We start from the raw sequence: 22122 nt of genomic DNA, 5'->3' as shown, positions 1-22122 counted from the left end.
CACCTTACTTAAGTACATTCTACCCGGTATGAAATCAAAGCAGCTTTGTAGAATATTTTATTAAAAATAGGTGCTGAATCCAAAATACCATGTAGCGGTTCTTGAGGATGGATTGTTGAGAATATCATGTTGCCACTGGTATCTGTAGTTAATCCTTAGAACGGTCTGTGGTGCGGGCCTAAAGCTTATTGCAGGTGTAATTGCGAATAAATCATCCCCAATATTCGTATTGGTCTGGGCAAACCTGCCAATGTTGTAATCCACATAATCCGTTCTGAGCGATAGATTGAGTATGGCATCTTCCCAGTCCAATACTGCGGTACTTAGTATCGGTTGAACAATGTCCACAAAAAAACCAACTTGCCGATCACCAAATTGCTGCGTAAAAGTGTCCGGAACATCGACCCATATGTAGGCCATCTCACCGATAAACCTTGTCCCCGTTTTTTTAATGGCAGTATTTAAATCCAGGGCAAGAACATCTACCCTTCTTGATTTTGTATCAACCTGAAGCCCATCAACTTCTTTCCTGTTGTATGCCCCGCCCATATAGGAAATGCCCAATTCTCCTAATTTTCTGTGCTTGATGGCGAACTTTCCATTGAGGAGCGCATTGCCGCTAAAATTCTCCTCGAAACGCGAGGAATTCTCCTTGACTGCGGCCAAAAATGTCCTTTCTTCCTCATTATCTATAATGCTTGTATCAAAGCCATTGGTGAGGTATGCTTCATAGCCCAAGGTCCAAGCTCCCTTATATGCCTTTCCATATATACCAAATCCGGCATTGGAGAAAGTGGCGGGCAACAAATTGGTGCTGACATCTGGCCGCTCGACAAACTCCCATTTTGGTCCGTCGTGATTTTGATTAAAGGATCCTATTGGATTCAGTACGATGCCTCCCCTAAGGTTCAACAAGGGGTGCAAGGCAATGTCCATTGAGGCGAATTCAATGGCAATTTCCTCTGTCCCGTTTTCAAATTCCAGTTCGGTCAAGAACTTAATGCGCTTTGAAATGGACGCCGAAACGAAAAGGGTCAATCTTCGGGCCTGAAAAGAAAGCCCCTCCGACAATCCGTCCTCAATACTGTAGATTGAGTTCGCCTCAAGATAACCACCAAGATTGACTGGAAATTTATCGAAAGTCAAAAACGGACGGTCATAAACCGCATCCATATTCATGGATTCCCGAATACTGTCCCTATCGATGGTTTGCGAGCTAAGGGTTAAAACGCAGACGTTCATTAAGACAAAGGCCACATATATTTTACCGGACATGCACATAGATATTCTCATAATCGGTGGTTATTTCAAATGATTCTAGGTTTTCTTCGGCCGGCCCTTCTAAAACCCTGCCTGAACGGTCGAACTCACTGCCATGACATGGACAGTTGAATATGCCGCCGCCAATGTTGAGTTCACAGCCCCTATGGGTACATTGCATCAAACTGGCCAGATAATTACTGTTTTGTGTTTTGAATATTCCGATCGGATATCGCATGGAATCGCTCTGGATGACTACGAAATCACGTTCAATCTGCTTTCCCCCTTTCACCTGTTGAAACTCACCCTTTGAAATTCGTAGCACTCTCCCTTCTTCAACAAAGGAAGCATAATACAGGCCTGCGCAACTACTGAGCAAAGCGGAAGAAGCTGGCAGGACTGCAATCAGATATCCAAATTGTTTAATAAAATCTTTTCTATGCACCTATAGGGAATTAATGAATTTTATCAGTTGTGATTTTTCTTTTGGGGTCAGGGACAAATACCGGGCTTTTGAATTATCGGCCTCACCGCCGTGCAATTCAATTGCCTCTTCAATGCTCGAAGCCCTTCCATCATGTAACAGGAACATTTGCCCGCCTTGGGAATTGGCCGATAAACCGATTCCCCACAGCGGTGGGGTTCTCCATTCAGAAGTCCCGACATTTCCTTCGGTGAATCCATCATCCAATTCAGGCCCCATGTCATGTAACAACAAATCCGTGTAGGGATGAAATTCCTTAAGGGATAACGATTCAATTGGGGAAAATCCTGTGGTCAACGTGGGTGTGTGACAGACAGCACATTGTACAGATTCAAAGAGTTCTTTCCCAGCAATTACATCGGGGTCTGTTTGATTTCTGGGAATTGGTGCTTTTAAGGTTTTAAGGTAGAAAACGACATCGTTCAAGGTCTGGGTGCTTATTTCAGGATCCTCTTCAAGTCCACTGAACGGGTCTATAGGGTCATAAAGGGATGTAATTCCTATGTCCTGGTTATATGCGCTGACGCTTTGGTGCAACAAATCATAACTACCCGCTTTCTTTCCAAACCTGAAGATATAATTGTTTCCCTGGGGAACACTATTATTCCGAATCTTGGTGAATTCAGGAGGAATATTGTAGTGAGGCCTTCCACTAATGCCGTCCTGATTTTCATCAGAAGGGTCTGCGTGAGCCAAAATATCCGCATCAGAGACAGCATCCAACAAACCCAATCCCGTCACCGCCGGAGCGACCAAAATGGAAAATGGGAAGCCTTCCGGCACGGTCTCCGGTTCAAAACCCGGTATGGCTTTATTTTGAATCTGGTTCCTGCCATCACCAAAGGATAACATCGAGGGTATGGTCAAATCATTGTTACCAAACCTAATAAGTTGATTAAATGGGTGACCTTTTCCATCCCCTGAATGGCAACTTGCACAGCTGGTGCCAACAAACAAGGGACCAAGGCCTTTTTCAACGGTAAAAACATCATCGTTAAAGGCAATATCCCCGGCTAAAAAACGCTGTTGCTCACTAACGGACAATCCATCCAACGGCCCATCCAATAACTCAAACTCCATAGGTTCTTCGGGTCCGAAATTTTCACAGCCAAGTAGAGCGATTAAGGACAGACCAATGTAAAATTGAATAATTTTAGGCATTGCTATATTTATATTTTTGTAAATATAAATATATTTTTAGTTTAGTCTAAATTTATTTATAGTAATTTATCAAGAAAGAAGTGTTTACATCTTAAAAGGGTTGTTGATTTAATTATGCAAATCCCGTACTGTGGGAAATTGTGCGTTGGTCAGAATGAAAATTTATATTTCGATACTTACTATTCCTAAGTCCACTTCATCTTCTGCAATCGAACCGCATTGAATATTGCCAATAACGCTACTCCCACATCGGCAAATACGGCCTCCCACATTGTGGCAAGTCCACTAGCTTCCAGAATGAGCACGATAATTTCGCGTAGTAAGCGAAAACTAATATTTACTAGAGCACATAAGTAGAAGGGCTACTTAACTATCAGCAATGGGGCCTTGGAGGCATACAGCATTTTTTTTCTTAGCCCCTTTTTGAAAACTGCCTCAAAAAATCCGTGTTCCCTGTAAAGCAAAACCAATAGGTCTATTGGGGTTTCAGTCAAAAATTCATCGATACCCTCTTCGGGTTTGCCTTCCTCGATAACTGTAAAAGACCATTGATTAGGTACAAGAAGTTTGCCAAATCTTTCACGAATAAATGCTTTCTCCGGCACCCTTTCCTGTTTGTCCGCTATATGTACAAAGTGCAATTGTGCATTATAGTTTTCCAATAATTTGGACAACATTTCAAAATCTATTCTATTATCCATACTATCCGTATCCACTGCGACCCCGATACGCTTATATGCAGTATAGCTGGCATCTTCAGGTACGGCCAGTACTGGACAAGGTGCCTTTTGTGTCACCTTTTCGGTAACGGTTCCAATAAAAATTTCATCAAATCCCGAAGCCGTACCCTTGGTACCCATAACGACAAGACTGGTATTTATTTCCTTAGCTAGGCCAGAAATCACATCGACCGTTGCCCCGAAACCGATCATTGCTTGAAATTCCAACTTGTCCAGTTCAGGAAAGCCTCTTAGAAACTTATCCAATTTTTCTTTATTGATTTTTTCTTGTGATGCTGTGGTATCTGTTACATTGTGTGCCATAGTTGCCATCCCGATGGGCGTACCGGATGGATATGCCACTGAATAGGCGTGGACAAAAACCAGTTTTGATTTCAATTTTTGTGCTAGCCCAATAGCATAGCTCACCGCATTTTCTGAAACCTCTGTGAAATCTACAGGTATTAAAATTCCGTCATCTTTCATATCATTTTGTTTTTATTGATTTGACTTCATTAATCTTTCTTTTTAGGTTTAATTATTCAATTGAAAAGCAGGTAAAAACCATATAGAATTGCATCTAGAAAGGCAATTGTCAGCACCGCAAGGAACATTGCCACAAAAACCAACAGGCAATACGCTTTCTCCTTTCTGGTTCTCACTTTTTTGTTTATTGAATTACCCTTTTTTTCCTCTAGTCTCCGCTTTCTCCTTTCCCGTGACATAATGTACTGTGCTTTACTTAAATTAACGCACCAATGCTATCCCCTAAGGTCATAAAACCATTCTTCTGCACGTTTGATTCCCTCCGTAATGGCCTTCTCACGAGAATACCCATTCTCCTTTACCAATTCTTGCGCAATTTTGAGGGCCTTCTTCCGAACTGACGGCTGTAGGCCATCAAGCTTTGTTTTGAAATCTTCAAATGTCCAGTCCATATTCTATACTTTTTTTAGAGCTTTCGCCCTTCCATCTCTGCTTTTACAATACCGCGTTCAAGGGCTTCCTCCTTGGAGCATTGGTTTGTTATATAGTATTCTTCAGCATACTTTACGGCCAATTTGTGGATGTTTTCATCCAGCATATTGAGCCTCATCGAGCAATCTTTAAAAAGTTCCTTTTTCATCTATCAAAAAGTTTCAACACGAAAAAAACCATGACCAGTAAATAGGCGACATAGGCAGCATCAAACACAAAAATTTGCCAACGAGAGAAACCGTGCAGTTCCTTGCTTTGATGCACAAATAGTGTGTAAAGCAGCGGCATAAGCCCGACAAAGGCCAGGTTGACCCAGAACAGTTCAAAATCCTCAATGGGGGTGGTTACCAACGCCAGCGGAAAAAATGCCACCGTCATCGTTACGGCATTGTCCGCTATAACACTGGTGGTACCCGCAGTCACCTCTCCCCCTTTTACCACGCTCCAGGTCTTGAATATTTCCGGTGCGGTGGTCATTATGCCCGTGATGAAAAGGCCTCCCACGATTTCAGAAATATTTAGGGCAGAAACAATATTTTCGGTCGCCTTCACTATGAAAAATGCTCCGACTGCTATGGCCAAGGCCCCGGCAATCGATAACCAGACCTGTTTTTTGTTCCATTCTACTTTTTTGCCCTTTTCCTTGCCTTTTATGATTGCGTGAGTCAAAAAGGCAGCATAAGCGACCAGCATAATCCACCCGTCTATTGGTTGTAGCCCGCGCCAGGGCTTTGGCAAGGTCAAAATGGCCACAAGGGCGATAATGCCCAAGTATGGAAGGGACAGTACGGAAACCGAACGTTTGTTCAATGCCAGAACGTTTTTATCAAGATGCTCTTGATGTTCCTTGTTGTTCTTGAACTGTTTCCGGGAAGCAAAATAAGCTATGGTCACCATTAAGGGAATGGAAATAATATTGGAACCCAACAAATTTCCCAGGCCAATATTGGAGACTCCCCGAGCTGCACTGGTAATATTTATGGCAACTTCAGGGCTTGCCGTTACAAAGGCAAGAAAAGCGGCTCCAGCGGAAGCGGTAAGGCCCCATTGCTTGCGGAGCAACTTTAAAGGGGTCAACAATCGATCCGCACCCCAGTGTGCTGCCCAGGCCGCTAGGCCCAAAACGAGTACCAATAGCCAACTGTTCATAATTCTGTCATTTTAACATTTCTCTCTTTGCTAGGTTCGATATGGATGTGCACGTCAAGTATCTCGGAATATGACCTGAACAATCTCTCCTTTACTTTGTGTGCAATATCATGGCCCTCGGTCACAGTTAATTCCCCATCGATCCAAATATGCATATCGATATGAAAGGCCGTTCCCATCTTTCGGGAATGGCAGCGCTCTACCCTTACCACTTCAGGAACGGCTTCGGCCTGTCGGATAACCTCATTTCGAAATTCGGGCTCAACAGCTTCGTCCAGCAACTCCCTTACCGATGACCTAGCTATTTTATAGGCATTGAACAGAATAATGCCCGCTGCAATGAGTGCCGCGAAATCATCCGCTATCTCAAACCCTTCGCCACCGATCAATGCTATGGAAATACCTATAAAAGCGGCTATCGACGTAATGGCATCACTCCTATGGTGAAATGCATCGGCCTTGACGGCCGAACTATTGATTTCATCACCTGTTTTCATGACATAACGATACAACGCCTCTTTCGTGAGGACAACAAATACCAGTATGAAGAGTGTGAAGGGTGCAGGAGTTTTGTGGGGTACCAGAATATGGTCGATGCTGTCCCTTATGATTATACCACCTGCAATGGTTAGGGCTATAGCAATACCCACCGCCACCAGGGCCTCTATCTTACCGTGTCCGTAGGGATGGTTTTCATCCGGTGGCCTTGACGACCATTTCAACCCGGCCCATAATAGTGCGGATGTCAGCACATCCGCCCCGGATTCGATCGCATCGGCAATAAGGGCATAAGAATGCCCGAACACCCCGCCCAAACCTTTGATCAATGCCAATAATGCACTGATCAAAATACCTACGAGGGTAGTTTTGAGTCCTATTCGGGATATGGCATTTGGATTCCTTTCCAAAATCTTTCTTTTGCTATTTCTTTTCTTCCCAATACGTTATTTGGACAATTTTAAAATTCTAATGGCTCCTCGCATCACAAAGGCAAATACAATACCGCCTATGACCAAATCGGGCCATTTACTGTCTAAAAAATAAACCAGCACCCCTGCCAGTATTACCCCGCCGTTCACAATAATGTCGTTTGAGGTAAAGATGGCACTTGCCTGCATATGCGCTTCCTTGCTTTTGGCCTTGTTTATCAGCCATAGGGAAACGAGGTTGCCGATAAGGGCGAAAATGGAAACGATTATCATCCATTGGAACAAAGGGGTTTCACTACTGCTCAAAAACCTTCTCAGGACTTCCGAAAATCCCAGCAGGGCCAAGGCCATTTGAAAATAGCCACTGAACTTCGCCACTTTCTTTTTTCTGGAAATAGCGCCGCCTACGGCAAAAAGGCTCAACGCGTACACAATGGAATCGGCTAGCATATCTAGTGAATCCGCAATAAGGCCCATCGAGGAAGAAATCCAACCCGTGGTCATTTCGATAACGAAAAACCCAAAATTGATGTACAAGACCCACCAGAGTATCTTCTTTTGTTTGGTCTCGTCTTCGGCAATAGGTGTTTCCGCCTTTTCTGTTCCCAAAAGTTTTTCCCCCAGCTTTAATGCACCCAATTCCACGTTTATTTCTTGGGCATTCCCCTGATGGTACACATCCAACTTTCTATTCGGAATGTCAAAGTCCAGATATTTGATTTGAGGGTTTGACTCCAGTTTCATCCTTATCATCTGTTCTTCTGAAGGGCAATCCATTTGACTTACCTTAAAAGTGGTTTTGTTTATGGTGGACATTTAAATAATCTGTATTAAATTCTACGTTTGGTCTTTTCACTCTTTACTTATTATGGGATTCCATATATTTTTCCAAAATCGATTTTAAGCTCTCCAAATAATCAGCGAACGATTTAATGGTCGGTTTTGCTTCATCATCTACGGGAATCGTTATGGGGTTCTCATCCAAATACCGATAGAGTTCGGGATATTCGTGTTCAATCCTTACTGTCAATTCGTTGATTTCCTGGGTTAGCTTTTGAATTTTCTTCATCATCTTATATTTTATATGGTATTACTTGCCCCAATATTTATATATGCAATGCCCTATCTTCGGTAGCGGCCAGAAAGGCTTCCTTAAAGGTTTCTGAAAATGTGGGATGCCAATGGGGCATCCGTGCGATATCCTCTGCCGCTGCCCTGAATTCCATTATCGCCAAAACACAAACCAATAATTGTTATATCATATTTTTCTATAGTTGTATTTTTTTGGTTAAATAAGGTGGAAGAACCTTGAACTTGACTCTTGGGCGCAAGGGTTCAAAGTTCTGGAACTCCCACCTGTTATTTTTTCTTACATTTCACGCATATTCCTTTTAATACCAGGTTGACATCGTTTATTTTATAATCAGCTGGTAAACTTTCTTCCGGTATTTTATTTGGCAAACAGATTGTTTTCTTACATTCGGTACAATGAAAGTGCAGATGTAAATCTGAACCGTATTCACCTTTTGCATTTTCACCGGAAATCGCAAATTTTGCCACTCCGGTTCCATCATTTATCTGATGAATAAGTCCTTTATCCTCAAAAATCTTAAGGTTGCGATAAAAGGTCGTTCTGTTTGCTGTCTTATTGGTTTCGCTCTTTTCAGCAAAGACCTTTTTCAAGTCGGAAAAGGACACGGCACTTTGCTTCCTTCTCAGATACCTGTATATCTTGGACCTCATTTGAGTAGGGCGAATACCGTAATTCGACAATATTTTTTCCGTTTTGTTCATTTTTAACCTTGATTCAAAGGCAATCTCCTTTATTGAATTTATTTTTTGTAGGCGAGCAAACGCAATGCATTGACCACCACTACCAACGTAGAGCCCTCGTGAATGGCCACGGCTATCCCTATACTTGCCCAACTCATAATTGTCGCAGGAATTAAAAGGGCAACAACCCCCAAGCTAACCCATAAGTTTTGCTTGATTATCGCCTTCGCTTTTCTGCTTAAACCGATGGCAAAAGGCAAGGTTTCCAGTTTGTCTGCCATTAGTGCTATATCTGCGGTTTCTAAAGCCACGTCGCTTCCCGCCGCACCCATTGCAATACCAACGGTACTGTTTGCCATAGCAGGGGCATCATTGACCCCATCACCTATCATTGCCAGTTTATTTTCCTGTTCCGCAAGTTTTTTGATGGCCTCCACTTTTTCTTCGGGAAGCAGACTTCCGCGAGCTTCGGTCAACCCAATTTCCTCGGCTACGGCATCTGCCACTTTCTGGTTGTCGCCCGTAAGCATTATCATTTTCTTGATGCCTATTTCCTTTAGTTGGGCAAGGGTTTCCTTGGCTTTTTCCCGTGGGGTGTCCATCAGCCCCAGCATCCCTATAAATTCATTGCCCCTTTTTATTAGCATCGTGGTCTTTCCTTCCCCTTCAAGCGCTCTTACCTTTTCTGATACATCGTCGGGTACGCCCTTATCAATATCCTCGAAGAGTTCCAGGTTACCAATGTAAATGGAATTCCCTTGATAGTTTGCCTTTATGCCCTTGCCCTGTACGGCCTCCAAATCATCGGCATCCGGAATCTTTGTGTCCTTCCCGAGCCGTTCCATTCCGTCCCGTACAACTGCCTTTGCCAGGGGGTGGTCGCTCAGTTCCTCAACCGCAATCGCGATTTCCAACAGTTCCTTTTTATCTATACTGCCAAAACTTTCGACGTCGGTAAGCTTTGGTTTTCCTTCGGTAAGCGTTCCTGTCTTGTCAAAGGCCAATGCGGTAAGCACCCCTAAATCTTCCAATGGGCGACCGCCTTTTATCAAGACCCCGCCACGCGCAGCCCTTGCCACACCACTCAATACAGCAGATGGCGTCGAAATGGCGAGCGCGCACGGACTTGCAGCTACCAATACCGCCAAGGAACGGTATAGGCTTTCGCTCCACGGTTCATCGATGACCAAAAAAGCAAAATTCAGTGCAACGACCAGTATAATGACCGCTGGCACATAGTACCGCTCAAACTTGTCGGTCAACAACTGGGTGGGCGATTTCTGGTCTTGAGCCTCCTGAACCATAGTGACCAAGCGGTTGAGGGTAGAATCTTTTGCCTCTTTGATTACCTTTATTTCAAGGGTATTGTTGCCATTGATGGTTCCTGAAAATACACGGTTCTCATTGGGAATATTGCTTTTTGAGGTATACTCTTTGTCCGGATTTTCTATTGGTGTTTTGTCCACCGGAACGCTTTCCCCGGTAATGGGTGCCTGGTCAACACTACTGTTACCTTTTACAATTACACCATCGGCGGATATCTTGCTGTTGGGGCGCACCACGATGATGTCGCCCACCTGTAGTTCTTCAATACCCACTTCAACGGTATCGTCATCTTTCTTGAGAAGGGCTGTTTTTGGGGCGAGGTCGGTCAGTGCCGCAATGGACTTTTTTGCCTTGCCCATTGCATAGTTTTCCAATGCGTGACCCAGACTAAAAAGGAAAAGCAACAAGGCACCTTCTGCCCATTCGCCCAGATAGGCCGCCCCCGCAGCCGCGACCAGCATCAGGAAATCGATTTCAAATTCGCCCTTGGCCACTTTGCTAATAGCTTCCTTCAGGGTAAAATAACCTCCAAAAAAGTAGGCCGCAATATAGAGTCCAAAAGGAATGTTTTCTGAAACCCCTGTAAATTTCTCCAATAGGAAACCTGTTATTAGTGTGACCCCACTTAATATAGCAAAATAGAGTTCGGTGTTTTTGCCGAAGATGCCACCGTGGTCGTGATTGTGGCCATCGTCATTACTATGTTTTTCCTTGTCATTCATATTATTAATCGTTTTGTTATCGTTAATTAAGATTTAATCCACTTTTGGGCTTGTGATTTCTCGGAAATATCGAAATACTTAACTTCCGAGCTAGTGAAAAAATCAGTTGCCTTAGCCACCCACTCCTGCCATTTTTTGTTACCCACAAAGGCTATCTTGCCGTAATCTCCCAAGTGTGCCGAATCAATTTTTAGGTCTTCCCAAAAGCCTTTAAGGGTATAGCCTTCAAAATCTTCCATTTCAATATAGAAATCCACTTTATGGCCTTTTTCTATGATGTTGTGGATGAGCGGATGCATCTTTTCCATATCCTTTTCCGTAAGTTTCCCGCTGATTTTAGCGGCAATAAGATGTTCCTGTTCTAAGTTTATTATCTGTACCATTTTTGTATATTTTTTAATCAATCTAATTAAAACAAACGTGCAACGGAAGTGCCAATAACCCTTCCTGCATGGCCCAATAACCTCCTGTTTCTAGTTGCACTGTGCCTTTTCCTTACCTATATACACCAGGGCTTCGGGCAAATCTAGTTCGCGCGTGGCATTGCCCGTGCGTATATAAAACCGTGACCGTCCCTCAAGGTTCACATATACCGGCATTTGGGCTGGTAAAATCTCGATACAGCACACTTGCTTTTGACCAAACCCAAAAAATGCTACGTTCACTAGCGTACAAAGATGGGTTCCCAGTTTTTGAGCGATCAATTGCATCAAATACTGCTCAAAGCCATCGCTGTCCGGCTTTTTAAGCGTATCGAAATCCTGTTGCAGGCCCAGAATGGTTCCCCCGTCATCGACACCCATGAGCAACTTGCCCCCCTCGGTGTTCATAAACCCGGCAATGGTCTTTGCAATGATAAGCTCAAGTTGTTTGTTTACCTTGCCCTGCCGTACATCCCATCGCAAGCTTGACTTGAATTCCACCCGGCTGCTCTCTCCCTTGTTTATGAGTTCGAGAACGGTTTGCCTGTCCATCCGTTGCCTGTTCAGTTGAAAAATCTTTTTTCTGAAAAAGACCATCAGGGCAAGGCTGCTTCCCATTGTCCCGAACAACAGGTTTCTAAGAATTTGGTCAACATCGACAACGTTCCATACGGTTTTGAAGGCTTCAAGAAAAAAGCTTGACCAGTGACCGGAATCGCCCGACCGGTCAAAGAGAAAAAGGGATAGGCCCAAGGGTTGCAGTATAAATACCCCAAAGGCAAAGCCTGCCAAAAGCCATATCCCTATTTTTCTTCTTTGCATAGATAACGGTGTTATGGTCGTTCGGTCAAAAGCAAAACACTGTTATTTTTTGTTCTTTAACAGGAACGTCTTTCGTTTTTCAAATTCCTCTTCGTCGATTTCGCCCCGGGCGTACCGCTCTCTCAGGGCTTCCATTGCGGTGTCCCTTTTTCTTTTCTGTCCCGGTGTGGGGTAGGGAATTAAAAATATCCAGAAGATGAGGATTATCCATAACCCCCACCATATCCAGTGCATTCCCCCAAAATACCAATCGTCCATCATAATTTTCTAGATTTAAAGATTCATGTTTCAGTTACTATTGAAATTGCTTGTTTGTTCGAGCCAGTTGTTGGCCATGTTTCCATCTTCAGGTCCGAAATATTTTATGTGGGCTTCGCTAAACGGCAATAGCGATTCGGTAAACCGTTCTTGCCAAGTTTTTTCGCCCACCAAGGCTATTTTCTTAAGCCGTGTTTCTTCGGGAAAGGAAAAATCCAACCTCTCACCGCTGCTTTTCTTCACTCCTTTTTTGCGAGGCTCCATTTCCATATACCAAGCGGCTTGTTCATTGCTTTTCAAATGTTCATTCAGGGCCTTGACCAAGGTCGCCCCATCATCGGCATCCATTTCTTGATCTGCGATGGTATATATGATTTGGTCTTTTTTATAGATTGCTATCATCGTCGTATTCTTTTGATGTTATTGGCCTTTAAGGCTACTCCAAATTGCCACTGCATTTATTGCATACTCCCGTTACGACCAGATTGATATCGTCTGCCATATATCCTTGAGGCAGGTTTACCTGTGGGATTTTACGATCGGTCAAACAAACGGTCTCGTTACACTGGGTGCAGTGAAAATGTAGGTGCAGGTCGCTGCCCACCTCACATCCACAGTTTTCCTCACAGAGTGCATATTTCATAATCCCTGTACCGTCCGCTATCTGATGTACAATATTTTTTTCCTCAAATGTTTTCATCGTCCGGAAAAGGGTGCTCCTTTCCGATTTCTCGAAAAAATTCTCTAGCTCTCCCAAACTGATGGCTACCTCGCTTTGCAGTAACTTTTTATAGGTCAACAGTCGCATCGGTGTGGGCCGTATTCCCTTGCTTTCCAGTTTTTTGACAATTCTTTCCATTTTAAAAGGGGTTAAAGATCGTAGCGTTTAAGGGATTTTCCTGTTTTGATCTGAAAGGCATCCTCAATATAGGATAGATAAATGATTCCATCCCCAGGTTCGGGCGTTTTACCATTTTCTAATATGATATCTATGGCTGATTGCGCCTCCTCATTTTGACATACCAACTCCACTTTTACCACCGGGCTATCGGTTATATTAAAATCAAGGGAGGGTCTTGCTCCTTTTGCTTTGAACGCCCCGGTACCCTCCGCCTGTGAAAGCGTCATACTTTTAAAACCGTTATCGCTAAGGGCTTCGATGACCCTTTGTATCCTGTTCGGTTAACAAATGCTTTTATTTCTTTCATTTTTAAAATGTTTAAATTTTTAATCGATTTTGAACCGGGCATGTTTTCTAATTTTTAACTAACTAATTAAGATGATAAACAAACCCGGAATCAAAATCCTTGATTTTTTAGAGAATTAATGTCCGTGCTCCAATTCGCCTTTCACCATTTCTGAAGAAAGGGTATAGGCCCCATTGATAACCACTTTTGAACCATATTGAAGGGGTTCCATGGGATTTATGGAAACAAAGCCCAAATCGATAACCCCTACCGATACCTGCACCATTTTAAATTTGAGCTTGCCTTCTTCCTGGGCATCGCCATCGTCAAGTACAAAAATGAACGACTTTTCACCCTCTTTGATGACCGCTTCCTCGGGTACTGCCAGAGTGTTTTTTTCATCCTGTACAATCCTGCCCTCTACATACATACCAGGCAATAAATCCCTTTCGGGATTTTCTATATGGGCGTGGATATGCACGGCCTTGGGATCTTCCTCGAAGGTCTTGCCTATGGAATGTACCTCAGCGGTAAGCAGCTCGTCTGGTCTCGAGGCAACACTGAAAAAAATCTTTTGCCCTTCTTTGACCCTCGGGATGTCCTTTTCATATACCTTTAGATCCACGTGTATCTTAGAATTGTCGCTTACGGCAAACATCTTGGATTGTGGTGCCACATAATCGCCAAGGCTTATCAACACCTCATCGACAAAACCGCTAATGGGACTTATAACGGGTACACCCTGATATATTTTACCATTGGCGATTTCGTCAACATTAAAGCCCAATAGCCGTAGTTTTGCCCGCATTGCATTGACCGAAGAGGTCGTGGAACGATATTTGGATTGTGCCATCTGAAATTCCTTGCCGGATGAGACCCCTTTGTCATAGAGGGTTTTTTTTCGTTCGTAGTCCTGATCCAAAAAGACCAGTTCGTCATTTTTCTCCTGAAATTCCTGTTGCATCGTTATGATATCGGGGTGTTCCAAATAGGCGAGAACCTGTCCCTTGCGCACCTTATCACCCTCTATAACAAGTACCGAGCTTATATTGCCGCCCACAAAGGGGCTTATATTGGCCCTGTCCTGTGGGAAAAGTTCGAGTCTGCCCGTTACCTTGATGTTGTTGCCCAGGCTACGTTCTTCCAAAGGTTTCATTTCGAGGCCGATGGTTTCCGCCTGCTGTTGGGTAATTTCAACGGAACCTTCTTCTTCCTCATGGCCGCCCTCTTCTGCATGGGCCTCATTACCATGCCCTTCTTCCCCTTCCTGTAACGTCTCTTTAGTGGTCGCTTTGCCCTCATCATGGCCTAATTCTCCCTTTTGCCTACCGTTGCAGGAAACAAGGAACGCTGTCAAGGCCAGGATTGATGTCAATGTAATTGCTATATTTTTCATTTCTTTTTCTTTTAAATTATAGGTTGCCCAGTTGATATTGAATTTCAATGGCCTGCTGGTTATACTGATTTATAAATTGTAAGTGGTTCTGTTTTATGCGTATGGCACTATTAAGGATAGTGATATAGTTTACATAGTCTATCTCGCCTTCCCGGGATGCCAGTTCTGCCGTGGCAATTTGTTCATCGGCCAACCGCAGTGCCCCTTTTTCGTAATACTCAAGACTTTTTTGGGTTTTTTCCAGAGCCTTAACCAATTGGGCCAACGTGCTTTCGGTCATCGCCTTCTGTTCAAGGTATTGGCTCTCGGCCAAAATCGCATCGGCCTTTGCCGCTTTCACCCTGTTCTTTTGCGGTAAGAACCACAGGGGAATACTTATTCCCACTTGATAGGTGTTAAAGCCTGAAACGTCGTCAACTGTTTGCCTTCCATAGGTTAGGTTGAACTTGGGCAGGAACTGTGATCTCTCTACCTCTACATTGGCTTCGCTTACGGCCACATTCTGTTCGGCAAACTGTAACAAAGGGTTCTTATTTATATTCTCCGAGGGTGAATCCAGAAACCTTTCCGCCCAAGCGGTAAAAGGTTCGTCAGCTATGTCGATGGGGTCATTAATGCCCAGATATTGCTTCAGCTGCCTTTTGGCAATCTCGATATCATCGTAGGCCTGTTGCCTGAGTACCTGTATCTGCTGGTATTCCGAAGAGGCCGCAATGTATTCCAATTTTCCCGTCTCACCGGTATCGTACCGCAGCTTTGCGGCCGATTCAAAGTCTGTATAGACGCTGTCAAGGCGCTCGGCAAAGCGCAGCTGGGCGGTATTGTACTGTATCTGGTTGTAGGCCAGCATCACATTGCGTACCAATTGCTGTTCGCTGAGCTCATACAGTTTTTCTCCCAAGGCTACCCTTTCCTTGAAAAACTTGGATTTGGAAAAGCCCGACAGTAGATCGATATTTCCCTGTTGAACACCAATCACGGTCTGAACGCCGGGCACACCGCTGCCCGTTTCTTCCTTACCGGTAAATACTTGGGTGTTCCCCAAATCGAAGCTTGTGCCCCTTAAGGCCTTCTCCCGTGCAATGAAGGCCTCGCCCTGTTTTAAGGTTGGGTAATACTCCCTGGCTTTGTCAACGGCCTGTTGCAGGGTAAGGGTCTGGACAGGATCAGGTTCTTGGGCAACCACCGTACCCGATGACAAAAAACCACTTACGGCAAGTAGAATCCCGAGCATAGGCAGACTGTTCTTTACATATCCGGTATCTCCGTTGTCGGATTGTTTGCGCTGCTTTCTGCTCTCGAGCCAGTTGTAGAGGACGGGCACCACCACAAGTGTCAACAAGGTGGCCGTAATCAAACCGCCAATTACCACAGTGGCCAACGGTCTTTGTACTTCAGCACCCCCCGACGTGGAGACCGCCATTGGCACAAAACCCATAATGGCTGCCGTAGCCGTAAGCAATATTGGCCTCAATCTCTCGTGGGTGGCCTCTTCGATGCGTTTTTTGATATTTGTCATTCCTTCTTCTTTTAAATCGTTGAATTTGTTGATGAGCACTAGTCCATTGAGGACGGCCACGCCAAAGAGTACGATGAATCCCACTCCGGCCGAGATACTGAAGGGCATACCACGTAACCAAAGGGCAAAGACCCCACCAATAGCTGCCAACGGTACTGCCATATATATCATCACCGATTGTGAAAATGATTTCAAGGCAAAGTACAGTAGGATAAAAATCAATACCAGGGCAATGGGTACCACCACCATAAGACGGTCTGTTGCACGCTGTAAATTCTCAAATGAACCACCATAGGTAATATAGTACCCAGGAGGCAGTTCCAGTTGTTCATCAAGTTTTGCCTGTATTTCCTCGACCATTGACTTAACGTCCCTGCCCCTAACGTTTACACCAACATAAATCCTTCTATAGGTATTATCACGCGATATCTGCATCGGCCCCGGTTTATAACTAATATCCGCAACCTCTTTTAATGGAACTTGGTTGCCATTGGGTAAATCGATGTACAGGTTTTTAAGATTGTCAATGTTCTTACGATAGGCTTCCGCCAATCGTATTACCACTTCAAACCGTTTTTCCCCTTCAAAGATGACACTGGCCGCTTCACCGGCAAAGGCCGCGCTCACGTAATCATTGAGCTTTTCAATTGTAACTCCGTACTGTGCCATTTTCGCACGATTATAGACAACGGTCATTTGAGGCAAACCGCTAGTGGCCTCTGCCCTTACATCACCGGCACCCGGCACGGTCTGAATTATGGATGCCATTTCGTTGGCTTTTTCAGCCAGAATGTCCAAATCTTCTCCATAGAGTTTTATGGCTACATCTTCCCTTACTCCGGTTAGCAACTCGTTGAACCGCAGCTCGACCGGTTGGGTGAACACGAAGTTCACCCCCGGGATGACCGATATTTTCTCCTTTATCTTTTCTATCAATTCTTCTTTACTATCGGCACTCGTCCATTTACTTTTATCCTTTTCTAGGATAACATAGCTATCGGCGATATCCATTGGCATCGGATCCGTAGGGATTTCGGCAACTCCAATCCTTGAAATCATTGTCTTGACCTCTGGAAATTCATTTACCAGGTTTTGTAGTTTTTTGGAAGCTTCAATGGATTCCGTTAGGCTGCTTCCAGGTTTTATAAGGGCCTGCATCGCTATATCGCCCTCATCGAGTTTAGGAATAAACTCACCCCCCATACCACTGAATATAAATACCGCAATGGCAAATAGGGCGACGGCGCCCAACACTACACCAGCCTTGAACCGTAGAGCAAAATTCAACAGCGGTTGATACCCCTTGTGCAAGGTTGCCATAATTTTATCGCTGAAACCTTCAATCTTATGTTCAAACTTGGCGAACCAGTGGTCTGGGTTTTTGGCGGGACGTAGGAACAGGGCGGAAATCATCGGCACGTAGGTGAGGCACAATATAATTGCCCCCAAAACGGCAAAACCGAAGGTGAAGGCCATTGGACGGAACATTTTGCCTTCTATTCCAGTAAGGAAGAGGATAGGGGTAAAAACAATCAGGATAATCAATTGACCGAAAAAGGCCGAGTTCATCATTGTACTGCCCGATTCATAGGCCAGTTCGTCCATCTCTACTTGCGTAAATACGGCCTTGGATTTTTTCAGCCGCATCTGTATATGGTGCACCATACCTTCCACAATGATGACGGCCCCGTCTACAATGATACCGAAGTCGATGGCACCAAGGCTCATCAGATTTGCCCAAACGCCGAACTGCCTCATCAATATGAATGCAAACAACAATGAAAGCGGGATGACCGATGCCGTAATAAGGCCCCCACGAAAACTACCCAATAGCAGGACAAGTACAAAAATCACGATCAACGCGCCTTCCACGAGGTTCTTCTTTACGGTACTGGTAGTTCGCGCTATAAGTTCACTTCGTGAAAGAAAAGGTTCTATAGTAACGCCTTCGGGAAGTGATTTTTGTATTTCAGCGATTCGCCCTTCCACATTTTCGATGACATTGCTCGGGCTCTCGCCCTTGAGCATCAAAATCTGCCCGCCCACGCTTTCGTGCCCGTCCTGTGTAAAGGCGCCATAGCGCACCTGGTTGCCATAGCCTACTTTTTCTGCAACATCGCTTACCAGTATGGGGGTCCCGTTTTGAGTCGTGACCACGGTATTTTTTAGGTCTTCAAGACTTCTTGCGAGTCCTTCGCCCCGAATAAAATTGGCTTGATGATTTTTTTCAATATAGGCACCTCCGGTATTTGCATTATTTTTTTGAAGTGCCTCGAATACCTGGCCCATCGTGATGCCAAAGCTCTTTAGCTTATCGGGATTTAGGGCAACTTCATACTGTTTGACATACCCACCAAACGCGTTTACTTCCACTACGCCGGGCACTAGGGCCATTTGCCTTTTTACCAGCCAGTCCTGAATGGTACGAAGCTCCATAGCATCGTATTTGTCTTCGTAGCCCTCCTCGACTTTTAAGGTATATTGAAAGATTTCTCCCAAACCTGTAGTTATGGGTGCCATAAATGGTGTACCAAAACCTTCGGGAATTTCTTCAGCAACTTCAGCTAATTTCTCCTGCACCAATTGCCGGGGCAGATAGGTACCTGCTTCATCCTTAAAGACAATGGTAACAACTGACAATCCAAAACGGGATACCGAACGCAGCTCGATAACGTCAGGAAGGTTTGCCATTGCCAATTCTACGGGATAGGTCACGAATTGCTCAATATCTTCAGTACCTAAATTTGGGGCAACGGTAATAACCTGTACTTGGTTGTTGGTAATATCAGGTACAGAACCCAGATTTATAGTGGCCATAGACCATATTCCGGTGCCTATTAGGGCAACCATAAACAAACCGATTATAAATTTGTTGTTTATGGAAAATGAAATGATTTTGTTAATCATAGAAAAAGTATTAATTCAGTTTAAACATCGCAATGCAATGAGATGCAATGCATTTAGAATGTGATGCTTACGTTGAAAGCATCACGATAGGATAGAGCTATCCTTAAAAAAACTGAATTATACTTGAGGGGGTTGGTAAAGGGAAAGGGCAAAATCTTTGCCAAGGCTATCAAAATAGGCAAAGTTTTCTTGAGAAATCACGGATTGAAGCGGTTGAAATTCGGCTATATCAAAATCAATTGTATGCACGTGGCAACAATGGCACTGGCAGAATGGTGAACACAGCTCACAATCTTGGTCGTGATTGCCATCATAGTCCATTACCGAAACGACCTGGGCGTCATCTTTAGCTTTGCCCGAATCGCCACAGGGCACTACATTGAGCGCCAAAAAGTAAAAGGACAATATGATTGTTAAAAATTTCACGGTACAAAAATATAAAAAAATCGATGCAACGCCTATGCAAAAACTGGAAAGACTGAAGAATTGGTAGTCTACGCTTTTGCGTCAAAACTTAAGAAATAACCTTTTTACCAATTCCAACTACCATACGGATTCATCATTTTTCAATTCAGGATAAAGGGTATTGAGCAATGGTCTTCTCAATTGGAAAAGTCCAATCCTTTTCCCATATCCTTATTATTCTTGTTTGATTGAACACTGGCAATATTTTGTGGTTTTACATTTGATTCCTGATGTTGGACATTTCCTTTATGTAGATTTTTATTTAGTTCGTTACTGTATTGCATCATTCCTGCTTGCACAGCATTCATGTGATCGTCGGTCGGCACGACACTTTTGAACATCGGAGTTTTTAGATTCAACTCTTTCGCCAATTCATATCCAAGATTGAATGCCTTTTTATACTCCTCATCAATTTTTATATTTTCTTCCATGGCTAAAAAGTTTCACGAACGTGTGCCTCGATATATTCATTAATAGAATCCCGATCGTACAGAATTACTTTCTTTTGAGGTTGGGAAAACCTGATTTTACCCTCGTCCCGCAGTTTTTGCAAAGTGGTGGTGGATTTTATTTTGAGATGAAACATTGCTTCCTCGCCGTCAATCCATTTTTCTGGCTTATCAGCTCTTTTTTGCTCTAAATATTCCACTACCTTGTCAAACAAGGCATAGAAAGCTTCTTCTTGTAGGCAAACTACTTGCATCGAATACAATTATAGAAAAGTACAAGGTACCCTAATAATCCAATTGTATTCAAATCTTTCGACAAAATACCCGAACTACTGGATGTTCTTAAAAGTTTACTACCTTTTCTAAGGCATCATCGGTTTCTTTGTGCATGAAATTCGATTGATAGTTAACCGTTGTTGTAATCGAAGAATGACGATACAGTTTTTGAAGCATTTGAATAGGTATTTTATCGCCAGAAATGTTTCCAAAGCTATGACGGGCTATATGCATAGATAGTTTTTTCTCAATACCCAGTTTTTCTCCAACGATTTGCAATCGCCGGTTTAAATTTCGGGTTACGGTTTTAACCCTAGTTGCTACTCTTTTGTCATCTTTCAAATTGGTGCCTTTTAAAAAAGGAAAAACCAAATCATCCTTCCCCCTCTTTTGAGCCTCAAAATACTTAAGAATTTCTTTGGTCTTATCGGGAACGACCAATGAGACAAGTTTCCTGTTCTTCCCCATACGATAATATAAGCGATTATCTTTAAAGTCGGACCATTTTAGTTTTATGACATCAGCAACCCGAACACCCGCAAAGTAAAAGCTCGTTAGCCATACGTACACCGCATGAAGCTGTGCTTTTGTCAAATTGTCTGCGGTTTCAAGTAATTGAACCTCTTCCTTGTTCAATCCGATTTTTTCGCTTTCAGGAAACTTAATCTGTATTTTACCTTTTCCAAATGGGTAGTTCCTATCATCAACATGATATTCCTTTCGGGCAAAATTATAAATGGTGCGGATAAGCATTAAATAGTTTATCGCCGTTCTTGGAGCGACTTTTCGTTCATAAAGAAGATATGCCTCGAACCTTTTCAATAAGGTGACGTCCAAATCGGTAAAGGAAAGCTCTTTTCGCCCTAAATAAGTTTTAAAAATCTCCAACCTCTTTTCTTGATTGTATTGTTGATTGAACTTTTTTCTTTTTAGGAGATTCGCCAAAAAAACCTCACTTACTTTGAAAAAATCATATTTATCCTCTCCCACAATCTTTTTAGTGATTGTAGCTACAGATTGCTTTTTTTCGCTTGATTCAATTTCCAAAGCCATGTCATGCGCTTCAGTAATCTTTTTCAAAAGCATGTTATTAAGGCGTGAAGAATTAGGATGACTTTTTTTAGCCAACCCCTTTGTTTGGTCCCAATCCTTTTCAAGAATGTACTCACCTGTAAAAAGGAACTTGGACTTTCTATCTTTTGTTATTCGTAGGGCAATTGGGAAAGTCCCGTCCTTCTTCTGATAATTCTTGCGTAATACTATCTTTACAGTCGCCATAGTGTTATTTTTTGCCTTATAAAGATACGAAATCTATGTACAACATATGTACAACAAATCATGTTTTAATATGAATTTTTATGGCTTTGAATAAAAATTGAACATCCTTAAATATCTTATAAACAATTGATTATCAAATCAAATAAGCCCAAATGGATTCAAAAGACTCAGGATTCATAACCCGGAGGCCGGGGGTTCAAGTCCCCCTCTCGCTACAAAAAATAAAGCCATTTAACGATTTATTAGTTAAGTGGCTTTTTTATTTTTCCATATTTTTTTTCCTAACTTCAAGACTTTAAACCAACCTTCGAATGAATTACTTTAAAAAGTTAGGGACTCCCAATTTACTCATGCTTTTGCTCTGCGCCATGATCATTATTATGGCGGAGTACCTCTTCCTTACTGGTAACACGGAGCATGGCCTCTTTGTGGGGCTTTGGGCACCAACCCTTCTGGGCGTGATGATCTACCTAAAACTTGTGGACAATGACAGCAAATGATATCGTTTTAGGGTTTTCCATTGTTGTGATTGTTCTGGTGGCCATCTGGGCCATCCTCATGATACGGGCCTACAACAGGGCAAGCAACGGAAAATAAAATTGCTCCGCCCACTGCCCGAATACCAAAGCATTTTGATTTAAG

Annotated in this window: 25 protein-coding genes and 1 pseudogene; 1 reads left to right on the top strand and 25 read right to left on the bottom strand. The window is 43.3% G+C overall.

All coding sequences use genetic code 11. From position 1 onward, the window contains the following. Nucleotides 1–60: 60 nt before the first annotated feature. The 25 genes and pseudogenes from ABNE31_RS09745 to ABNE31_RS09625 all read right to left on the bottom strand — a co-directional run bounded on the left by ABNE31_RS09745 (nt 61) and on the right by ABNE31_RS09625 (nt 21480). Nucleotides 61–1293: a hypothetical protein gene (locus ABNE31_RS09745; protein ID WP_116183712.1), complete on the bottom strand. Its 1233-nt coding sequence runs from the start codon at nt 1291–1293 to the stop codon at nt 61–63. Further along, a complete protein-coding gene (locus ABNE31_RS09740; protein ID WP_067036929.1) occupies nt 1265–1705 on the bottom strand; it encodes a Rieske (2Fe-2S) protein in 441 nt (146 codons plus the stop codon). The genes ABNE31_RS09745 and ABNE31_RS09740 overlap by 29 nt, the downstream gene beginning before the upstream one ends. Next, nucleotides 1706–2905 carry a di-heme oxidoredictase family protein gene (locus ABNE31_RS09735; protein WP_083158133.1) on the bottom strand — a complete coding sequence of 400 codons (1200 nt, stop codon included), beginning with the start codon at nt 2903–2905 and terminating at the stop codon, nt 1706–1708. It abuts the gene before it with no gap. 362 nt (nt 2906–3267) lie between these two features. After that, nucleotides 3268–4110 carry a universal stress protein gene (locus ABNE31_RS09730; protein WP_067036932.1) on the bottom strand — a complete coding sequence of 281 codons (843 nt, stop codon included), beginning with the start codon at nt 4108–4110 and terminating at the stop codon, nt 3268–3270. Between the two features lie 275 nt (nt 4111–4385). Next, a complete protein-coding gene (locus ABNE31_RS09725) occupies nt 4386–4562 on the bottom strand; it encodes a hypothetical protein (protein WP_162987829.1) in 177 nt (58 codons plus the stop codon). Between the two features lie 14 nt (nt 4563–4576). Next, nucleotides 4577–4750, bottom strand: coding sequence for a hypothetical protein (locus tag ABNE31_RS09720; protein WP_166247885.1), 174 nt, complete (start codon nt 4748–4750; stop codon nt 4577–4579). Then, nucleotides 4747–5751, bottom strand: coding sequence for a sodium:calcium exchanger (locus tag ABNE31_RS09715; protein WP_349351059.1), 1005 nt, complete (start codon nt 5749–5751; stop codon nt 4747–4749). The genes ABNE31_RS09720 and ABNE31_RS09715 overlap by 4 nt, the downstream gene beginning before the upstream one ends. Further along, the gene (locus ABNE31_RS09710) at nt 5748–6659 is read right to left on the bottom strand and encodes a cation diffusion facilitator family transporter (protein ID WP_083158134.1); all 912 of its coding nucleotides are present in this window, start codon (nt 6657–6659) and stop codon (nt 5748–5750) included. The genes ABNE31_RS09715 and ABNE31_RS09710 overlap by 4 nt, the downstream gene beginning before the upstream one ends. A 36-nt stretch (nt 6660–6695) precedes the next feature. Next, entirely contained in the window at nt 6696–7496 is an 801-nt protein-coding gene (locus tag ABNE31_RS09705; protein WP_067036940.1) for a cation diffusion facilitator family transporter, read from the bottom strand. 43 nt (nt 7497–7539) lie between these two features. Continuing rightward, the gene (locus ABNE31_RS09700; protein WP_229702480.1) at nt 7540–7752 is read right to left on the bottom strand and encodes a hypothetical protein; all 213 of its coding nucleotides are present in this window, start codon (nt 7750–7752) and stop codon (nt 7540–7542) included. A 34-nt stretch (nt 7753–7786) separates the two neighbouring features. Continuing rightward, nucleotides 7787–7915 (bottom strand): hypothetical protein, encoded by a 129-nt coding sequence (locus ABNE31_RS09695; RefSeq protein WP_258537667.1) that lies wholly within the window; start codon nt 7913–7915, stop codon nt 7787–7789. 124 nt (nt 7916–8039) lie between these two features. Beyond that, complete coding sequence (locus ABNE31_RS09690) at nt 8040–8474, bottom strand: transcriptional repressor (protein ID WP_067035967.1); 435 nt, start codon at nt 8472–8474, stop codon at nt 8040–8042. A gap of 38 nt (nt 8475–8512) precedes the next feature. After that, nucleotides 8513–10501: a heavy metal translocating P-type ATPase gene (locus ABNE31_RS09685; RefSeq protein ID WP_067035970.1), complete on the bottom strand. Its 1989-nt coding sequence runs from the start codon at nt 10499–10501 to the stop codon at nt 8513–8515. Between the two features lie 26 nt (nt 10502–10527). Beyond that, nucleotides 10528–10884, bottom strand: coding sequence for an STAS/SEC14 domain-containing protein (locus ABNE31_RS09680; RefSeq protein ID WP_067035997.1), 357 nt, complete (start codon nt 10882–10884; stop codon nt 10528–10530). A gap of 90 nt (nt 10885–10974) precedes the next feature. Then, nucleotides 10975–11745, bottom strand: coding sequence for an ATP-binding protein (locus ABNE31_RS09675; protein WP_067035972.1), 771 nt, complete (start codon nt 11743–11745; stop codon nt 10975–10977). A 42-nt stretch (nt 11746–11787) separates the two neighbouring features. Further along, on the bottom strand, nt 11788–12006 hold the full coding sequence (locus ABNE31_RS09670) for an SHOCT domain-containing protein (RefSeq protein WP_067035975.1): 219 nt from the start codon (nt 12004–12006) through the stop codon (nt 11788–11790). A 27-nt stretch (nt 12007–12033) separates the two neighbouring features. Further along, nucleotides 12034–12405 (bottom strand): STAS/SEC14 domain-containing protein, encoded by a 372-nt coding sequence (locus ABNE31_RS09665; RefSeq protein ID WP_067035978.1) that lies wholly within the window; start codon nt 12403–12405, stop codon nt 12034–12036. Between the two features lie 34 nt (nt 12406–12439). Beyond that, entirely contained in the window at nt 12440–12862 is a 423-nt protein-coding gene (locus ABNE31_RS09660) for a transcriptional repressor (protein ID WP_067035981.1), read from the bottom strand. Between the two features lie 11 nt (nt 12863–12873). Beyond that, nucleotides 12874–13211 (bottom strand): annotated as a pseudogene (locus ABNE31_RS09655) (P-II family nitrogen regulator). A gap of 115 nt (nt 13212–13326) precedes the next feature. Further along, nucleotides 13327–14586, bottom strand: coding sequence for an efflux RND transporter periplasmic adaptor subunit (locus tag ABNE31_RS09650; RefSeq protein WP_067036003.1), 1260 nt, complete (start codon nt 14584–14586; stop codon nt 13327–13329). A gap of 16 nt (nt 14587–14602) precedes the next feature. After that, the gene (locus ABNE31_RS09645) at nt 14603–19012 is read right to left on the bottom strand and encodes a CusA/CzcA family heavy metal efflux RND transporter (RefSeq protein WP_067035983.1); all 4410 of its coding nucleotides are present in this window, start codon (nt 19010–19012) and stop codon (nt 14603–14605) included. A gap of 117 nt (nt 19013–19129) precedes the next feature. After that, on the bottom strand, nt 19130–19438 hold the full coding sequence (locus ABNE31_RS09640; RefSeq protein ID WP_349351058.1) for a DUF6660 family protein: 309 nt from the start codon (nt 19436–19438) through the stop codon (nt 19130–19132). 176 nt (nt 19439–19614) lie between these two features. Further along, the gene (locus ABNE31_RS09635; protein ID WP_067035988.1) at nt 19615–19908 is read right to left on the bottom strand and encodes a hypothetical protein; all 294 of its coding nucleotides are present in this window, start codon (nt 19906–19908) and stop codon (nt 19615–19617) included. A 2-nt stretch (nt 19909–19910) separates the two neighbouring features. After that, nucleotides 19911–20180, bottom strand: coding sequence for a helix-turn-helix domain-containing protein (locus ABNE31_RS09630; RefSeq protein ID WP_067035991.1), 270 nt, complete (start codon nt 20178–20180; stop codon nt 19911–19913). Nucleotides 20181–20268: 88 nt separating this feature from the next. Continuing rightward, the gene (locus ABNE31_RS09625) at nt 20269–21480 is read right to left on the bottom strand and encodes a site-specific integrase (protein WP_067035995.1); all 1212 of its coding nucleotides are present in this window, start codon (nt 21478–21480) and stop codon (nt 20269–20271) included. A 311-nt stretch (nt 21481–21791) separates the two neighbouring features. On the opposite strand from ABNE31_RS09625, the gene ABNE31_RS09620 reads away from it, so the two are divergent. Further along, a complete protein-coding gene (locus ABNE31_RS09620) occupies nt 21792–21980 on the top strand; it encodes a hypothetical protein (RefSeq protein ID WP_306013903.1) in 189 nt (62 codons plus the stop codon). Nucleotides 21981–22122 lie beyond the last annotated feature (142 nt).

The sequence above is a fragment of the Flagellimonas sp. MMG031 genome, assembly GCF_040112705.1.
Lineage (GTDB): Bacteria > Bacteroidota > Bacteroidia > Flavobacteriales > Flavobacteriaceae > Flagellimonas.
This window is presented reverse-complemented; position numbering and strand designations above follow the sequence as displayed.

Bases quoted from the DNA above. Each gene is read 5' to 3' on its own strand.
- ABNE31_RS09745 (WP_116183712.1), bottom strand. From the start codon at position 1,293: ATGAGAATATCTATGTGCATGTCCGGTAAAATATATGTGGCCTTTGTC.
- ABNE31_RS09735 (WP_083158133.1), bottom strand. From the start codon at position 2,905: ATGCCTAAAATTATTCAATTTTACATTGGTCTGTCCTTAATCGCTCTA.
- ABNE31_RS09730 (WP_067036932.1), bottom strand. From the start codon at position 4,110: ATGAAAGATGACGGAATTTTAATACCTGTAGATTTCACAGAGGTTTCA.
- ABNE31_RS09725 (WP_162987829.1), bottom strand. From the start codon at position 4,562: ATGGACTGGACATTTGAAGATTTCAAAACAAAGCTTGATGGCCTACAG.
- ABNE31_RS09720 (WP_166247885.1), bottom strand. From the start codon at position 4,750: ATGAAAAAGGAACTTTTTAAAGATTGCTCGATGAGGCTCAATATGCTG.
- ABNE31_RS09715 (WP_349351059.1), bottom strand. From the start codon at position 5,751: ATGAACAGTTGGCTATTGGTACTCGTTTTGGGCCTAGCGGCCTGGGCA.
- ABNE31_RS09705 (WP_067036940.1), bottom strand. From the start codon at position 7,496: ATGTCCACCATAAACAAAACCACTTTTAAGGTAAGTCAAATGGATTGC.
- ABNE31_RS09700 (WP_229702480.1), bottom strand. From the start codon at position 7,752: ATGATGAAGAAAATTCAAAAGCTAACCCAGGAAATCAACGAATTGACA.
- ABNE31_RS09690 (WP_067035967.1), bottom strand. From the start codon at position 8,474: ATGAACAAAACGGAAAAAATATTGTCGAATTACGGTATTCGCCCTACT.
- ABNE31_RS09685 (WP_067035970.1), bottom strand. From the start codon at position 10,501: ATGAATGACAAGGAAAAACATAGTAATGACGATGGCCACAATCACGAC.
- ABNE31_RS09680 (WP_067035997.1), bottom strand. From the start codon at position 10,884: ATGGTACAGATAATAAACTTAGAACAGGAACATCTTATTGCCGCTAAA.
- ABNE31_RS09675 (WP_067035972.1), bottom strand. From the start codon at position 11,745: ATGCAAAGAAGAAAAATAGGGATATGGCTTTTGGCAGGCTTTGCCTTT.
- ABNE31_RS09670 (WP_067035975.1), bottom strand. From the start codon at position 12,006: ATGATGGACGATTGGTATTTTGGGGGAATGCACTGGATATGGTGGGGG.
- ABNE31_RS09665 (WP_067035978.1), bottom strand. From the start codon at position 12,405: ATGATAGCAATCTATAAAAAAGACCAAATCATATATACCATCGCAGAT.
- ABNE31_RS09660 (WP_067035981.1), bottom strand. From the start codon at position 12,862: ATGGAAAGAATTGTCAAAAAACTGGAAAGCAAGGGAATACGGCCCACA.
- ABNE31_RS09650 (WP_067036003.1), bottom strand. From the start codon at position 14,586: ATGAAAAATATAGCAATTACATTGACATCAATCCTGGCCTTGACAGCG.
- ABNE31_RS09645 (WP_067035983.1), bottom strand. From the start codon at position 19,012: ATGATTAACAAAATCATTTCATTTTCCATAAACAACAAATTTATAATC.
- ABNE31_RS09635 (WP_067035988.1), bottom strand. From the start codon at position 19,908: ATGGAAGAAAATATAAAAATTGATGAGGAGTATAAAAAGGCATTCAAT.
- ABNE31_RS09630 (WP_067035991.1), bottom strand. From the start codon at position 20,180: ATGCAAGTAGTTTGCCTACAAGAAGAAGCTTTCTATGCCTTGTTTGAC.
- ABNE31_RS09625 (WP_067035995.1), bottom strand. From the start codon at position 21,480: ATGGCGACTGTAAAGATAGTATTACGCAAGAATTATCAGAAGAAGGAC.
- ABNE31_RS09620 (WP_306013903.1), top strand. From the start codon at position 21,792: ATGAATTACTTTAAAAAGTTAGGGACTCCCAATTTACTCATGCTTTTG.